This is a genomic window from Brachybacterium halotolerans (assembly GCF_016623465.1).
Classification (GTDB): Bacteria; Actinomycetota; Actinomycetes; order Actinomycetales; family Dermabacteraceae; genus Brachybacterium; species Brachybacterium halotolerans.
Genome location: NZ_JAEDAJ010000021.1, coordinates 1 through 15242, shown reverse-complemented (window position 1 = coordinate 15242; position 15242 = coordinate 1). Strand labels below are relative to the sequence as shown.

Genomic DNA, 15242 nt, shown 5'->3' with positions numbered 1-15242 from the left:
CCGTCGCCCCCGACCTCGAAGAAGTCCCCGTCGAGAAACCCGTCCGGCGTCGATATCAACCGCTCCCGACGTTCCAGTACGACGGCGACATCCCCATCAGCGCCACCACCCGAAAACCACGCAAGCAGCAGGCTCCACCTCCGAAGTTCGATCCCGGACCACCACCCTTCTGACCCACCAGCCCGACCCGCCATCGCAAGGCGGCAAGGTCAGCAACCCCGCAAGCAGCACCACCCCCACCCGTAGAGGGGCACGCCACCGTGCCCCTCTACAGGCACGCCCGAAACCGGATCGTGAGTCGGGGGCGACGAAGGCAGCGCGGCACGACCTCGCATGCGATGGCCGCAAGAATTGGGAGACAGGTGCGCGAGGCGGGACTCGAACCCGCACGCCCTCGGGCACTGGAACCTAAATCCAGCGCGTCTGCCAGTTCCGCCACTCGCGCGCCGCACCAGAGTAGCGGTCCGGACGCGGCGGCTCCGTGTGCACGATACGATCGGACCCGTCAGCACCCGACGACCCGGAGGCAGCCGTGGCCAAGAAGAACAAGGTGTCCCTGGAGGACATGCGCCAGGAGGCGACGAGGCGCCAGGACAACCTGGCCTCGGACATCGACGAGCTCGTCGACCGCGTGAACCCCAAGAACGCCGTCGCCCGCTGGGCGAACGAGGCCGTCAGCACCGTGAAGGGCCTCTTCCGCCGCTGACCCGCAGCGCACATGCTCGCCCCCGGCGCGGATCGCTCCGTGTACCGGGGGCGAACTGCGTCCGAGGGGTCGCCCCCTGCTCACCATCGGCGTCAGCCGCGGATCTCCCCGTCGACGTAGACCCACCCCGGTGCTTCCTCCACCCGCCGGAATCGCGAGCGCTCGTGCAGACGCACTTTGCCCTCGCTCCCACGCGCGATCGCCACGAACTCCACGACGCCTTCCGCATCGCCGGGACCGCCCGCGTCCACGTCGAGAATCCGCAGCTTCTGCCAGCGCAGATCCCCATCATCTGATGCCTCGAGCTCCGCTGCCGACGGGCGCTGCGCCGCGTCCCAGCTGCGCCGAAGGTGCGCCGTGTCCCCGAGGGCGAAGGCGGAGAACCGCGATCGCATCAGCGCCTCGGCCGTCGGGGCGTCGCGATCGCCGGCGAGGATCGGTCCGCAGCAGGCGGCGAACACCTCGCCGCTGCCGCAGAGGCAGGAATCGTCAGGTGCAGGTGCAGGTGCGTTACCAGCCCCGTGATCGCGCGGGTCATCGGATTCCGGGGTGGGGGAGGGCATCGCCCCAGTATCCCGCGGAGCCCACCGACTGCGAGGATGACGAGCATGACCTCGCATCTCCCGCCCCGCACCCTGCCCGATGGCCTCGTCGCGACCACCGAGGCACCGGCCGTCGAGGAGTACGTGCGCCTGCGCACCGCCTCCGGGCTGAGCCCGAGGACTCCTGAGCAGGCGGCGCCGATCCTCACGGGCAGCTGGGCATGGCAGACCGTGCGCGACGCCGACGGCGCCCTCGCCGCGATGGGCCGGGTGATCGGCGATGGCGGGTGGTACTTCCACATCGCCGTCATGGCGACCGCGCCCGCCCAGCAGGGCCGAGGCATCGGCCGCGTCGTCCTGGACTGCCTCATCGAGAGGATCCGCGCCGCCGCCCCGCCCGACCCGTACATCACGCTGATCGCCGATCCGCCCGGGCGTCGGCTCTGCGACGCGACCGGCTTCGTGGACGTCGCCCCGTCGCTCGGCGTGAGGCTCGCAGGACGGTGAACCGTGCCTCCACCACGCGCCCCTCGCCCGTAGGCTCGTGCCCATGAAGCCCTTCGCCGTCGACCCCGACGACCCCCGCAGCCAGCTCGAGCGGATGCTCGCCGGCGACTGGTACATCGCCGACGACCCCGACATCCAGCGGCAGTTCCGTCGCGCCCTGCGCGAGACCGCCCGCTTCAACGACGTCTACGCCCAGGACCCCGATGCCTCGCAGGGCATCCTCGGCGGTCTGCTCGGAGGCCTGGGTGAGGGGGCCCACGTGCGGGCGCCCCTGCGCGTCGACTACGGCAGTCGGCTCTTCATCGGCGCGGGCACCTTCGTGAACTTCGGGCTCGTCGCCCTCGACGTCGTCGACGTCCGCATCGGCGAGCGCTGCCAGCTGGGCCCGAACATCCAGCTGCTCACCGCGATCCACCCGCTCGAGCGCGAGGCGCGCGCCCAGGGATGGGAAGCGGCCGAGCCGATCACGCTCGAGGACGACGTGTGGCTGGGCGGCGGGGTCATCGTCTGCCCCGGCGTCACCATCGGCGCGGGATCCGTGATCGGTGCGGGCTCGGTCGTGACGTCCGACGTGCCGCCCGGCGTCCTCGCCGTGGGGAGCCCCGCACGGGTGGTCCGGGAGCTCTGAGCGTCCGGTAGCCTCGGGACGATGCCGGTCGCGCACCGGCGCCCAGACCCCATCGAAGGAGCAGCACCATGTCGTCGACGTCCCTCGCAGGCAAGACCGCCGTCATCACCGGATCCTCGCGAGGCGTCGGCGCGGACACCGCGAAGCTGCTCGCCACCGAGGGCGCGAACGTGGTCGTCAACTACCGCCAGAAGGCGCCCCGCGCCAACAAGGTCGTCAAGGAGATCGAGGAGGCCGGCGGCCGCGCGATCGCCGTCGGCGCCGACCTCACCAGCCCCGAGGAGGTGCGCGGCCTCATGCGCGCGGCGGTCGACGCCTTCGGCGGCCTGGACCTGCTGGTCCTCAACGCCTCCGGCGGCATGGAGGCCGACCTCGGCGAGGACTACGCGATGCGCCTGAACCGCGACGCGCAGCTGGACGCTCTGCTCGCCGGCACCGAGCTCATGAGCGACGGCGGCCGCGTCGTCTTCGTGACCAGTCACCAGGCCCACTTCATCCGCGACGTCGAGACCATGGACCAGTACGTCGCGGTGGCGCTGTCCAAGCGCGCCGGCGAGGACGCCCTGGTGGAGCGCATCCCCGAGCTCGAGGCCAAGGGCATCAGCTTCGTCGTCGTCTCCGGCGACATGATCGAGGGCACGGTCACCGCGACCCTGCTGAACCGCGCCGAGCCCGGAGCCCTGGACGCGCGCCGCGAGGCCGCCGGGCGCCTGTACTCGGTCGCCGAGTTCGCGGCCGAGGTCGCGAAGATGGCCACGGCCGACGTGAAGACCGGGCACGTGGAGCTCGTCGGCGGCGCCGAGGACTTCCTGGCCCAGTCGGCCGATTCCTGAGCGAGGACGTCACGCCGCCCGCATCCCCGGATCCCGCCGTGCCCCACGGCGAGTCCGCCCCGCCCGGGACCGCCTCGCCCGAGCGGTCCCCGCATGAGCATTCCGCCCGCCGGTTCGAGCCGCTGCCCGTGCTGCGGTCGATGGGGCTCGTCGCGGTGGTGCTGCTCATGGTGTGGCTCGCCCTCACCGTGCGCCTGCCCTCGCTGGACGTCCTCCAGGAGCGCCTCGAGGACTACGGCTGGGCGGCGTTCCTCGTCTTCGCCCTGCTCTACGCCGTCGTCGCGCTGACCCCGATCCCGGTGACGATCATGGCAGTGGCCGGCGGCATGCTCTTCGGCGTGCTCGAGGGCGGCGTGCTCTCGATCGTCGGGGTGATGCTGGGCTGCTGGGGCGCCTACTGGGTCGCCCGGCTGCTGGGCCGCGGCGTCGTCGGGAAGATCCTGGGCAGCCATGCCCGCACCGTCGGCGATCGGCTCGAGAACGGCGGCTTCGCCGCGGTCTTCCTGCTGCGGGTGATGCCGGGCCTGCCCTACTGGCCGGTGAACTACGGGGCCGGCGCCTTCGGCATCACCCAGCGCGAGTTCCTCACCGCCTCGCTCATCGCCTGCATCCCCGGCCAGATCTCGCTGGTCGCGATCGGGGCCTTCCTGGCCGATCCGGGCGTCGTGATCGGCGTCGTCCTCGCCGTCTCATGGGCCGTCGTGATCGTGCTGACGATCTGGGGCTACCGCGCCTTCCGCGGCACCGCCCGTCGGCCCCTGCCCGGGTCGCGGACCCACGGCGACGGGAGCCGGACCGGGTCCGACGGGAACGACACGGACCCCGGGAACATCGCGGACGACCAGGCCTGATGCCCCCGGCGCGGGCCGCGCGGCCGTCCCGTCGGGGTGTGTCGTCCGGGCCGCCGGTCTTCCGAGCCGAACCCGTTCCTGGAGCGGTCGTGCGATGACGTATTCTCTGCCGGTGAGGCGGATCGGACAGGTCGCTCAATTCCGACGTAACCGACCGGTGCTGGGAGGAGCGAGCAGGCCGCCGGACCACCCGCAGGAGTGACGAGGGGAGACGCATGGGGGAGCAGGGGACTCGCGTGCACGCGCGACGCGCCGGCGCTCTCATGCCCGAGAGTCGGAACCCCGTCGCACAGCGGGTCCTGGACTCCGCGCGCGAAGTGCTCGCCCAGCAGCCCGGCTCCGCGGTGACCCTCGACGAGGTGATCAGCGCGGCGCGGGTCGAGCCCGCCGGCGCGCGCCGGCTGTGGAGCTCCGACCAGGACCTGATGGTCGGCCTCATCGCCCGGGACCTGCTCGAGGCTGCGCGTCGCGTCTCCCGCGCGCTGCGCGAGGACCCCGCCCGCGCGCGTCCCGACCGGCTCTGCCTGCATCTGGTCGAGAGCCTGCGCTCGCGCGTGCTGGTGTGCGCGCTGCAGAGGGCCGACGGGGACCTCCTGGGCGACGCGGTCGATGACCCCCGCACGGTGCAGCTCACGCGGCTGCTCATGCCCGTCGGCCTGGTCGGCGAGATGGTCGGGATCTGGCGCGAGCACGGCCTGGTGTGCCTCGTCTGCGAGGCCGATCACCAGGCCTTCTCGCTGCAGTGCCTCCTGCGCGGGTTCATGGACCCGCTGATGGCGGGCCGGCCCCTGCACGGCTCGCACGCGGGGGACGACCTGGCCACCGAGACCTTCGCCTCGGCCGTCGAGCGCGTGCTCGGGCAGGGGCCGGCGAGCGATCGGCCGGCCCACGACGACGAGGCGGAGAGCCTCGCCGCCGCGGCGGCCGACGTGCGGCGTCTGCTCGCCGAGCGCACCGCGTCCGTGCACTCCCTGCTGGGGCTGTGACCCGCGGGTCCCTGCCTCAGCCGCGCAGCTGCTGGCGGTAGGCGCGGACGTAGGGCGCCGGGATGGGCGGCTCCGCGACGCGCAGCGCGAGGGCCGTGCGGATCGCGAAGCTCGGGTCGCGCAGGAACTCGCGGCCCACGCGCACCACGTCCGCGAGGCCCGTCGCGGTGATCTGCTCCGCCTGCCAGGGCTCGTCGATCATGCCGACGGCGGAGACCGGGATGCCCGCGCCCTGCTTCACGGCCGTCGCCAGCGGCGTCTGGTAGCCGGGGCCGACGGGGATCTGCGCCGCCGGGCTGTTGCCTCCCGAGGAGATGTCCACCATGTCCACACCATGCTCGCGCAGCCACTGCGCGACGTGCACCGTGTCCTCGACGTGCAGGCCGTCCTCGACCCAGTCGGTCGCCGAGAGCCGCACCAGCAGCGGCATGCCCTCGGGGATCGACGCGCGCACTGCGTCCACGATCCGCAGCAGCAACCGCGCGCGGTTCTCGAGGCTGCCGCCGTACTCGTCCGTGCGGACGTTGCTGAGCGGGGAGAGGAACTCGTGGATCAGGTAGCCGTGGGCCCCGTGGATCTCGATCATGTCCATCCCGGCCTCGACGGCGCGACGGGCGGCGGCGACGAACGCCTCGATGACGCCGTCGATCCCGTCCGCGTCGAGCGCCCGCGGGGCGGTCAGATCCCCGAAGGCCAGATCCGAGGGAGCGACGGTCTCCCAGCCGCCGTCGGCGACGGCGATCGAGGTGCCGGGCGCCGGGTTGCCCCACTCGCTGTACGTCGAGGCCTTGCGGCCCGCGTGGGCGAGCTGGATGCCGGCGGCGGCGCCCAGGGAGTGCACGAGGTCGACGACGCCGCGCAGGGCGTCGCGCTGGGCGTCGTTCCACAGGCCCAGGTCCTGGGGGCTGATGCGGCCCTCGGGCACCACGCCGGTCGCCTCGACGATCACGGCGCCCGCGCCGCCGCGCGCGAACGATCCGTAGTGCATGAGATGCCACGGGGTGACGACCCCGTCGGTCTTCTCGACCATGTACTGGCACATCGGCGGGACCCACACGCGGTTGCGCACGGTGAGATCGCGCAGGGTGATGGGGTCGAACAGGGTGCGGCTCATGCCACTGCTCCTCGAAGCTGGGGGACGAGCGCCGGCCGCCGCGTCCGCGCGCCCCAGGGCGAGGGATCCCCCGATGGCGATCCCGGACATGGCAGCGACGCTGACTGACATCGACGAAGCTATACCTCGACGTCTCCGGCGTCCAATAGCTGCGCCTATGGCGGGCATGTGTCCGCGTATGGGTCGGGCGGTAGGGTGGGGGACGTGAGCACACCCGTCCTCGACCTCAATCTGCTGCGGACCTTCCTCGCCGTCCACCGGGCCGGCTCCTTCACCGCGGCGGCGCGCGCCCTCGGTCTCAGCCAGCCCTCGGTCACCACGCAGATCCGTGCCCTCGAGGCGCAGGTGGACCGCACGCTATTCACGCGCCTGCCGCGCGGCGTGGAGCCGACGCCCTACGCGCACGAGCTCGCCGAGCGGGTGCGCGGTCCGCTCGACGCCCTCGACGCCCTGCGCACCGACGAGTGCGACCTCGACGGCGTCGCCACCCCCGTCCATCTCGCGGGCCCCGCCGAGATGCTGTGCTCGCGCGTGCTCCCCGCCCTCGCCCCGCTCGTCGCCGAGGGCGTGCAGCTGCGCACGGCCGAGGGGCTCACCGACGAGCTGCTCGAATCCCTGCGCGAGGGGACGCACGACCTGGTCATCACGACCCGTCGGCCGCGGGGCCGGGCGCTCGCGGCGACGCCGCTCAGCGGCGAGGAGTACGTGCTGGTCGTCGCCCCCGAGTGGGCGCGCCGGCTCGCGGGGCGCGAGGACGGGGAGAGCCTGTGCCGCGCGCTGCGGGAGGTGCCGCTCGTGAGCATCGCGGAGGACATGCCGATCGTGCGGCGCTACTGGCGCTCCGTGTTCGGCGCCCAGCCGCCCGGGGCCGCGCTCATCGCCCCCACCCTGCACGCCGTCCTCGCGGCCGTGCGCGCGGGAGCCGGGGCGAGCGTGCTGCCGCGGTCGCTGTGCCGGGAGGATCTCGAGGCCGGGTCCCTCGTGGACCTCGGCGGCGAGGACGTGCCGCCCCTGAACACCCTGTTCCTGGTCCAGCGGCCCGGGGCCGAGTGCAATCCGGCCGTGGTCCGCGTGCGCGAGGCCCTCGAGGGGGCCGCGCGCTCCTGGTGAGGGCGGTGAGGGTCGGGACCGCTCAGCGCGGGTCGCCGGCGACACTCTCCAGCGACCTCACGTGCGAGCGGTGCGCGCGCAGGATGAGGAACACGAGCGCGCCGACGCTGACGACGCCGATCAGCACGTGCAGCACCGCGCTCGAGGTCGCGTCCCAGGCCGTGTGCAGGACGATCGCGGCCACATAGGTGAGCACCAGCTCGAGCACCGCGAGCCCCTTGCGCCGCCCCTCGACCAGGTGCCAGACGGCGGCGCAGATCGCGCCCGTCCAGGCCACGTGCCCCGCCGGGACGAGGATCGCGCGCAGGACCAGCGTCGAGTCGAGCGCCGCGAGGCCGCCCCCGCGCTCGAGCAGCGCGTTGAAGCCGTAGCCCATCGTCTCGAGCACCGCGAAGCCCGTGCCCGCCGCGATGCCGACGGCGATCCCGCCGCCCCGGGTGGCGCGGTGCGCGATGGCGAGGACGAGCAGCGGGACGATCAGCTTGGCGGTCTCCTCGATGATCCCGACCAGCAGGATCGACTCCTGACCGAGGATCAGCGCCGCGATCGTCTCGAGGAAGCCGGCGATGGTGACGGCGAGGAGGCCGCCGACGCCGACCGTCAGCAGGACGATCGGGATCGGCACCAGGATCCCGCGGCGCGTGGTCTGGGCCGCGAGCAGCACCGTGAGCGGCACTGTCCCGGCACCCACGAGCAGAACGGTCGGCAGGAGCGTGGTGTTGCGCGTGAGCAGCATGACCACGAAGATCACGATGTAGGCGAAGACGCCGACGACCAGGACGAACAGCCAGGAGAGGCGCTCGTACCAGGGAGAACTGGGCAGGGTGTTCGGGGCGGTGGCGGGCACCGGCGGAGTCGTCATCGTCAGGTCCTCGGCTCTCTGGGCTCAGGGGAGGGGGTGGGTGCGGGGGCGGATGCGGACGATCGTGCCTCGCGGGCCCACGGAGCGTCCTCGACGGAGATCTCGCGGGCCATCGAGCGCAGGAACGTCGTGATCGTCTCGCGCTCGGCGTCGCTGAGGCGCGCGGCGGCGCGGAAGCGGCCGGCCTGCTGGCGTCCCATGGTCTCCATGGCCGCCTGCCGCGTCGCGGGCGCGACCTCGATCGTGATCGCCCGGCGGTCGGAGGGATGCGCGCGGCGGTGGACGTGCCCGCCGCGCTCGAGGCGGTCCAGCAGCTTCGTCGTCGAGGCGCTCGAGATCCGCAGCTCCGAGCCCAGGGCCGCGGCCGTCGGCCGCTCGCCGCGGTGGGCCGCGGCGATGAGGTAGTGCAGCGCGCGCATGTCCGTCGAGTTCAGCTGCATGTACGCCTCGGAGGCGTCGCGCAGCTCCTCCTCGGTGCGCCGCAGCTCCACAAGGGCCGCCATCAGCTCGTCGATCCCCGTGATCGCCTCGCGCGTGAGCCCCGAGCGGTCCACGAGCTCCCCGGACGGGTCGCTCGCGTCGATGTCCTGCACCCGCCAGGGGGAGGGGGAGTGCGGCTCGGGACTCGTGCTCATGGGCGACAGCGTAGCCACCGCGCGGGACCGGACCGGCGGCGATGAGCGGCGATGGGGTAGATTGCTCGCCAGGCTAGCAATCTCTGGACGGAGCCCTCCATGACCCACCGCGGCACGCCCACGCCCCGGACCCGCTGGATCCGCGCCGTGCGGATCGTGCTGCCCGCGCTGCTCGTGGTGCTCTGGGTCGCGGGCGCCTCCGTCGGCGGGCCACTGTTCGGCCGCATCGACGAGGTCTCCTCCAACGACCGGACTGCCTACCTCCCGACCTCGGCCGAGGCCACGCAGGTGCAGAAGGCCGCCGAGGCCTTCACCGAGGGGGACACCATCCCCGCGATCGTCGTCGTCACCGCGGACGGCGCGGGCGACGGGGCGCTCAGCGAGGACCAGCTGCGCGGCGTCCAGGACGCCCTCGCCTCCGCCGAGGACCTCGACCAGGTCTCCGGTGACGTCTCGCCGCCGATCCCCTCGGAGGACGGCCGGGCCGTCGAGTCCTTCGTGCCCCTGGACGCGGGTGCCGACCTCGGCGCCGCGGTCTCCGACCTCGAGAGCTCGCTCGCGGAGGACCTGCCCGCGGGGACGACCTCGTACGTCACCGGGCCCGCGGGCTTCTCGGGCGACCTCACGGAGGCCTTCTCCGGCATCGACGGCCTGCTGCTGGGCGTCGCGCTCGCCGCGGTGCTCGCGATCCTGCTGATCGTCTACCGCTCGGCGCTCCTGCCCTTCATGGTGCTCGCGACCAGCATGTTCGCCCTGTGCGCGGCGCTCGCGGTGATCTGGCACCTGGCGCACGCCGGGGTGCTGCTGCTGAGCGGGCAGACCCAGGGCATCCTGTTCATCCTCGTCATCGGCGCGGCCACCGACTACTCCCTGCTCATGGTCGCCCGGTACCGCGAGGAGCTGCGGGCCGTCCCCGACCGCGGCGTCGCGCTGCTGCGCGCGATCCGCGGCACCGCCGAGCCGATCCTGGCCTCCGGCGGAACGGTGATCGCCGCCCTGCTGTGCCTGCTGCTGAGCGACCTGCGCTCGAACTCCACGCTGGGCCCGGTCGCCGCGATCGGCATCGCCTTCGCGATGCTCTCGGCGCTCACCCTCCTTCCCGCCCTCCTGTTCCTCGCGGGACGCACCGCGTTCTGGCCCCGTCGGCCTCTCTACGACCCCGCCGAGGCCGAGCGCAGCGAGGAGCAGCTCGTGACCCGCGGGCTCTGGGCCGGCGTCGCCCGCCGCGTCGAGCGCCACCCCCGCCGGATCTGGATCGGCGTGGTGCTCGTGCTGTGCGTCGCGTGCGCGGGCCTGCTCCAGCTGCGGGCCGACGGCGTCTCCCAGTCCGAGCTCGTCCTCGGCGACTCCCAGGCCCGCACCGGCCAGGAGGTGCTCGGCGAGCATTTCCCGGGCGGCTCCGGCAGCCCCGCCCAGATCCTCGTCCCGCAGGACCAGCTGCAGGAGACGGCGGACCGGCTCCTGGACGCGGACGGGGTGGAGTCGGTGAGCGCGCGCTCCTCGGACGCCCCCTCGGGCAGCGCCGCGGTCACGGCCGACGGGATCCGGGGCGGGGCCGATCCCCGCGTCGAGGACGGGCGCGTGCTGCTCGAGGCGACGCTCGCCGACGCCCCCGACTCGGCGGCCGCCGAGGACACCGTGCGCGGACTGCGCGAGGACCTGCCGCAGGACGCCCTCGTGGGCGGCGAGACCGCCACCGCGATCGACACCGACGACGCCTCCGTGCACGACCGGAACCTCATCATCCCCGTGGTCCTAGCGGTGATCGCGGCGATCCTCGTGCTGCTGCTGCGCTCCCTGCTCGCCCCGCTGCTGCTCATCGCGACCACGGCCCTCTCCTTCGGGGCGGCGCTCGGGGTCTCCGCGCTCGTCTTCGACCACGTGCTCGACTTCCCGGGGGCCGACGCGGCCGTGCCGCTGTACGGCTTCGTGTTCCTGGTCGCCCTGGGCATCGACTACAACATCTTCCTCATGACCCGCGTGCGCGAGGAGTCCCTCGCGCACGGCACGAGACCCGGGATCCTGCGCGGCCTCACCCTCACCGGCGGCGTCATCACCTCGGCCGGGATCGTGCTCGCGGCCACCTTCGCGGCGCTCGCCGTGATCCCGATCCTCTTCCTCGCCCAGCTGGCCTTCATCGTCGCCTTCGGCGTCCTGCTGGACACCTTCGTGGTGCGCACCCTGCTGGTCCCGGCGCTCGCCGTCGACGTGGGGCGCAGCGTGTGGTGGCCCTCGCGGCTCGCGCGCCGCGCGGACCGCGCGGACTGAGCGGGCCGTTCCCAGCTCCAGTTCACCTTCCCTCCGTAGCGTCTGCGGTGCAGAGGGAGTACTTCGCCTCGGCGGGCTCGTCAATACGGTCGTGCGATCACGACCCGGGCCGTCGGTTCTGGGGGACCAGGACGAAGGAGACTCTGGCAGCCATCGCTTGCCCGAGCCCCTCAGGAGCCCTCAGTGGACGTCTCACCCCTCGTCTGGACGATCACGCTCGCCGTGACCGTCGCCTTCTTCGTGTACGAGTTCTTCGCGCACGTGCGCACCCCGCACGAGCCCTCGATCGGCGAGGCCGCCCGCTGGTCCGCCCTCTACATCGGCCTGGCGCTGCTGTTCGGCGTCGGCATCGGGGTCTTCTCCGGATGGGGATACGGCGGCGAGTACTTCGCGGGCTACCTCACGGAGAAGGCGCTGTCGATCGACAACCTCTTCGTGTTCCTGCTGATCATGACCAGCTTCGCCGTGCCCAGGGTCCATCAGCAGAAGGTGCTGATGATCGGCATCGTCATCGCCCTCGTGCTGCGCGGCGCCTTCATCGCCGTGGGCGCGACGCTGATCGAGAACCTCTCCTGGGTCTTCTACGTGTTCGGCGCCCTGCTGCTCGTGCTCGCCTGGCGCCAGGCCTTCGGGTCCGAGGACTCCGATCCGACCGACGGCCGGATCATGCGCCTGGTGCGCCGCGTCCTGCCGGTCAGCGACGAGTACGACGGCGGCCGCTTCGTGACCCGCATCGACGGCAGGCGCTTCGTCACCCCGCTCATGCTCACGGTGCTCACCATCGGCGTGGTCGACGTGGTCTTCGCCGTCGACTCGATCCCCGCGATCTTCGGCCTCACCGAGCAGACGTACATCGTGTTCACGGCCAACGCCTTCGCCCTGATGGGCCTGCGTCAGCTGTACTTCCTCATCGGCGGTCTGCTGCAGCGCCTCGTCTACCTCGCGCAGGGGCTCGCGATCATCCTCGCCTTCATCGGCGTCAAGCTCGTGATGCACGCCCTCCACGTCAACGAGCTGCCCTTCGTGAACGGCGGACAGCCGCTGCTGTGGGTGCCCGAGGTCCCGATCTGGTTCTCGCTGTCCTTCATCGGCCTCGTGGTCGCGGTCGCGACCGCCGCGAGCCTGCTGCGCACCCGCGGCGCGGGGCCCGACGAGGCGCTCGACGAGGAGGCCGAGGACCCGTCCCTCAGCCGCCGGGGCTGATCCTGCCGCGCAGGTCCTCGGGGCCGGCCAGCGGGGTCTCGCGGGTCTCGGCGATGAGCTCGCGAGCGGCGTCGACGCTGTCCCACGTGTTCCACAGCAGAGCGCCGCGGACGCGCCCGTCGGCCCCGTAGAGCACGACCTCGGCGGAGCCGTCCTCGGAGGCGTCCTCGCGCAGGACGCGGGCGGCGTCGAGGTCCCCGATCGCCTCGTAGCCGTCGTCGAGGAGGTCCGACCAGAAGAACGGCGTGTGCTCGTACGGGGTGAGGTCGCCGGCCATCGCCCGGCCGGCGGCCCTCCCCATCGTCTCCGCGTTGTCGACGTGCTCGACGCGGCGCCTGCCCAGCAGGGCATCGGGGTAGGAGGCGACGTCCCCGGCGGCGAAGACGTCCGCGGCGGAGGTCCTCAGCAGCTCGTCCACGACGATGCCGTCGTCCACCTCGATGCCCGCCTCCCGGGCGAGGGACGTGTTCGGGGTGACGCCGATCCCGATCACGACCGCATCCGCGGTGATCTCCCCGCCGTCCTCGAGGGTCAGGGTCACGGAGTCCCCGTCCTCCGATCCTCCGGCGAGGCGGCCCGTGACGATGCGGGCGCCCTTCGCGGTAAGCTTCCGGGTGATCCGGTCCGAGAGGTCCGGCGGGAACATGCCGGGCTGGACCGTGCCGTGGGGGAGGACAAGCGTCACCTGGACATCGTTCTGCAGCAGCGCGGAGGCGATCTCGCCGCCGATGTACCCGCCGCCGACCACGGCGACGTGCGCGCCCGGGCTCGCCACGGCGCGCAGCGCCCGGTAGTCGGCGCTCGTGCGGTAGTGGATGACGCGCGGGCCCGGCGCGATCGGGCCGGTGCGCGGCGAGGCGCCCGTCGCGATCAGCAGGTGCTCGAAGCCGATGCGGTTGCCGTCGGCGAGCTCGACGCGATGCCCGTCCGGGTCGATCGCGACGACCGTGCTCGAGGTGTGAAGCTCGACGCCCTCCCCGGTCACATCCAGCGCCGAGTCCTCGAGGGACGCGTCGGCGTCCAGCCACAGCGTCTTGGACAGATCGGGTCGGTACACGGGCGGGTCGGGCTCCGCGCCGAGGACGACGATCGAGCCGGTGCCGTCCTTCTCGCGTATGCCCGCAACGGCGCTGGCCGCGGCGACCCCCGCGCCGATGATCACGTACGGGTAGGAATCCTGGAACTGCGTCATCGCGGCCTCCTCGTCCGGTTCTGACACGACCCTAGACCCGTGGCGGCGACGGCGTGAGGGCCCCGCTGCCCGGCGCCCGCTCATGCGCGTCATCCCGCGGATGTCGGGGAGATCACAGGAGTACTGTGCACGAGCGGTTCCTGGACGACGGCGCCCAGAGCACCCGGACATCGAGCACGCAGGAGGAGTTCTTTGAGCACGATCAGCTATACGCCGCAGAAGTGGCGTCCCGAGCAGGTCACCATCACCGAACCCTCGGTGATCCGTCGAGCGATCGGGGCCGCGGCCATCGGTAACATCACCGAGTGGTACGACTTCGGCGTCTACGGATACCTGCAGGTCACCATCGAGGGCGTCTTCCTCCCGAAGAACGCGGGAGCCGCCGGCGCGATCATCGTGGCCGCCCTGTTCGCCGTCGCCTTCCTGGTCCGCCCCCTCGGCGGTATGTTCTTCGGCCCGCTGGCCGACCGCATCGGACGCAAGTCGGTCCTCGCCACCACGATGATCATGATGGCGCTGGGCACCTTCCTCATCGGCGTCCTGCCCGACTACGCGACGATCGGCCTCGCCGCCCCGTTCCTGCTGCTGGCCTGCCGGCTGATCCAGGGCTTCTCCACCGGCGGCGAGTACGGCAACGCGATGGCATTCATCGCCGAGTACGCCCCGGACCGTCGTCGCGGCTTCTTCGGGAGCCTGCTCGAGGTCGGCACCTTCGGCGGCTACGTGCTGGGCGCCTCGGTCGCGACCATCATGACCGCCATCCTGACCCAGGACCAGCTGCTCAGCTGGGGCTGGCGCCTGCCGTTCTTCGTCGCCCTGCCCCTGGGCCTCGTCGGCGTCTACCTGCGCTCCAAGCTCGAGGACACGCCCGCCTACCGCGAGCTCGAGAAGCAGCAGGACGCGGAGGCCAAGGCCAAGGCCGAGGAGAAGAAGGCCGCGAAGAAGTCCGGCGCGCCGGCGAGCTCCGAGGCCGGCGGCGAGAAGAAGGGCCGCGGCGAGATCAAGGGCATCCTGCGCCTGTGGCCGAACCTGCTGGCGTGCATGGGCCTCGTGCTCGCCTGGAACGTCACCAACTACATGCTGACGGCGTTCATGCCGCAGTTCTTCCCGATGATCCGCGAGTACCAGGGCAGCGGCGGCGTCTCCGACCTCGCCTCCTCGATCCTGCAGATCATCGTCATGGTCATGTGCCTGATCCTGATCCCCGTGATCGGCCGCCTGAGCGACCGCGTGGGCCGCAAGGCCGTGGTGCGCGCGGGCTCGATCGCACTCATCGTGCTCTCGATCCCCTCGGTGCTCCTCATCCGCGGGAACAGCGATGTCAGCGTGCTGTTCGGCCTGCTGATCATGGGCCTGAGCCTGATCTGCTTCAGCGCGACCATGCCCTCCACGCTGCCGTCGCTGTTCCCGACGGCCGTGCGCGCGGGCGCCCTGTCGATCTCCTTCAACGTCGCCATCTCGCTGTTCGGCGGCACCACCTCCACGGTGATGACCTCCCTGGTGACCTGGACCCACTTCCTCATGTGGCCCGCGATCTACCTGATGGCGGCCGGCGTGATCGGCCTGATCTGCGTGCACATCGTGCCCGAGAGCAACGGCCGCCCGCTGTGGGGCTCGAAGCCCGCGGCGAGCGACCGCAAGGAGGCCACGGCGCACGCGAAGGAGCTCAGCGAGGAGGCCGAGGCCTTCGTGCTCGCCCAGCGGGCCGGTGCCCACTGATCCTCCGTCGGGGCGGGGGCCGGGGGGGGGGGGGGGCCCCCGGGGCGCGCCGAGTGCGTTGGGGCGGCCCCGCCGGGGGGGCCCGG

The 15242-nt window shown here is 72.4% G+C and carries 15 protein-coding genes and 1 tRNA gene; 10 read left to right on the top strand and 6 right to left on the bottom strand.

The window, feature by feature from the left end; genetic code table 11:
- Positions 1-363: 363 nt before the first annotated feature.
- A tRNA-Leu gene (locus tag I8D64_RS16945) sits at positions 364-445 on the bottom strand.
- Positions 446-532: 87 nt separating this feature from the next.
- Here I8D64_RS16945 and I8D64_RS16940 point away from each other — a divergent pair.
- Positions 533-706, top strand: coding sequence for a DUF3618 domain-containing protein (locus I8D64_RS16940; protein WP_228358047.1), 174 nt, complete (start codon positions 533-535; stop codon positions 704-706).
- A gap of 92 nt (positions 707-798) precedes the next feature.
- Here the strand turns inward: I8D64_RS16940 and I8D64_RS16935 are convergent, their stop codons facing one another.
- The gene (locus tag I8D64_RS16935) at positions 799-1269 is read right to left on the bottom strand and encodes a YchJ family metal-binding protein (RefSeq protein ID WP_200503946.1); all 471 of its coding nucleotides are present in this window, start codon (positions 1267-1269) and stop codon (positions 799-801) included.
- A 45-nt stretch (positions 1270-1314) separates the two neighbouring features.
- Here I8D64_RS16935 and I8D64_RS16930 point away from each other — a divergent pair, with 45 nt between their 5' ends.
- The 5 genes from I8D64_RS16930 (at position 1315) to I8D64_RS16910 (ending at position 5053) form a co-directional block, all read left to right on the top strand.
- On the top strand, positions 1315-1755 hold the full coding sequence (locus I8D64_RS16930) for a GNAT family N-acetyltransferase (protein WP_246483134.1): 441 nt from the start codon (positions 1315-1317) through the stop codon (positions 1753-1755).
- Positions 1756-1798: 43 nt separating this feature from the next.
- On the top strand, positions 1799-2383 hold the full coding sequence (locus I8D64_RS16925) for a sugar O-acetyltransferase (RefSeq protein WP_200503944.1): 585 nt from the start codon (positions 1799-1801) through the stop codon (positions 2381-2383).
- Between the two features lie 68 nt (positions 2384-2451).
- Complete coding sequence (locus tag I8D64_RS16920) at positions 2452-3216, top strand: SDR family oxidoreductase (RefSeq protein WP_200503943.1); 765 nt, start codon at positions 2452-2454, stop codon at positions 3214-3216.
- Positions 3217-3254: 38 nt separating this feature from the next.
- A complete protein-coding gene (locus tag I8D64_RS16915) occupies positions 3255-4067 on the top strand; it encodes a TVP38/TMEM64 family protein (RefSeq protein WP_343068621.1) in 813 nt (270 codons plus the stop codon).
- Positions 4068-4330: 263 nt separating this feature from the next.
- Entirely contained in the window at positions 4331-5053 is a 723-nt protein-coding gene (locus I8D64_RS16910) for a hypothetical protein (RefSeq protein WP_200503942.1), read from the top strand.
- A gap of 16 nt (positions 5054-5069) precedes the next feature.
- On the opposite strand, the gene I8D64_RS16905 is transcribed toward I8D64_RS16910, so the two are convergent.
- Complete coding sequence (locus I8D64_RS16905) at positions 5070-6167, bottom strand: NADH:flavin oxidoreductase/NADH oxidase (RefSeq protein ID WP_200503941.1); 1098 nt, start codon at positions 6165-6167, stop codon at positions 5070-5072.
- Between the two features lie 204 nt (positions 6168-6371).
- On the opposite strand from I8D64_RS16905, the gene I8D64_RS16900 reads away from it, so the two are divergent.
- Entirely contained in the window at positions 6372-7277 is a 906-nt protein-coding gene (locus I8D64_RS16900) for a LysR family transcriptional regulator (RefSeq protein WP_343068620.1), read from the top strand.
- A 22-nt stretch (positions 7278-7299) separates the two neighbouring features.
- Here I8D64_RS16900 and I8D64_RS16895 read toward each other — a convergent pair whose 3' ends face one another.
- Both I8D64_RS16895 and I8D64_RS16890 read right to left on the bottom strand, forming a co-directional pair.
- On the bottom strand, positions 7300-8139 hold the full coding sequence (locus I8D64_RS16895) for a PrsW family intramembrane metalloprotease (RefSeq protein WP_200503939.1): 840 nt from the start codon (positions 8137-8139) through the stop codon (positions 7300-7302).
- A 2-nt stretch (positions 8140-8141) separates the two neighbouring features.
- Positions 8142-8774: a MarR family winged helix-turn-helix transcriptional regulator gene (locus I8D64_RS16890; protein ID WP_200503938.1), complete on the bottom strand. Its 633-nt coding sequence runs from the start codon at positions 8772-8774 to the stop codon at positions 8142-8144.
- A gap of 99 nt (positions 8775-8873) precedes the next feature.
- On the opposite strand from I8D64_RS16890, the gene I8D64_RS16885 reads away from it, so the two are divergent.
- Together I8D64_RS16885 and I8D64_RS16880 are read left to right on the top strand one after the other, a co-directional pair.
- Positions 8874-11042 carry an MMPL family transporter gene (locus I8D64_RS16885; protein WP_200503937.1) on the top strand — a complete coding sequence of 723 codons (2169 nt, stop codon included), beginning with the start codon at positions 8874-8876 and terminating at the stop codon, positions 11040-11042.
- A gap of 183 nt (positions 11043-11225) precedes the next feature.
- A complete protein-coding gene (locus tag I8D64_RS16880) occupies positions 11226-12245 on the top strand; it encodes a TerC/Alx family metal homeostasis membrane protein (RefSeq protein WP_200503936.1) in 1020 nt (339 codons plus the stop codon).
- Here I8D64_RS16880 and I8D64_RS16875 read toward each other — a convergent pair.
- Entirely contained in the window at positions 12229-13437 is a 1209-nt protein-coding gene (locus tag I8D64_RS16875; protein WP_200503935.1) for an NAD(P)/FAD-dependent oxidoreductase, read from the bottom strand. The two genes, I8D64_RS16880 and I8D64_RS16875, sit on opposite strands and share 17 nt — an antisense overlap.
- A gap of 192 nt (positions 13438-13629) precedes the next feature.
- Here I8D64_RS16875 and I8D64_RS16870 point away from each other — a divergent pair, with 192 nt between their 5' ends.
- The gene (locus I8D64_RS16870; protein WP_246483133.1) at positions 13630-15156 is read left to right on the top strand and encodes an MFS transporter; all 1527 of its coding nucleotides are present in this window, start codon (positions 13630-13632) and stop codon (positions 15154-15156) included.
- Positions 15157-15242: the final 86 nt, after the last annotated feature.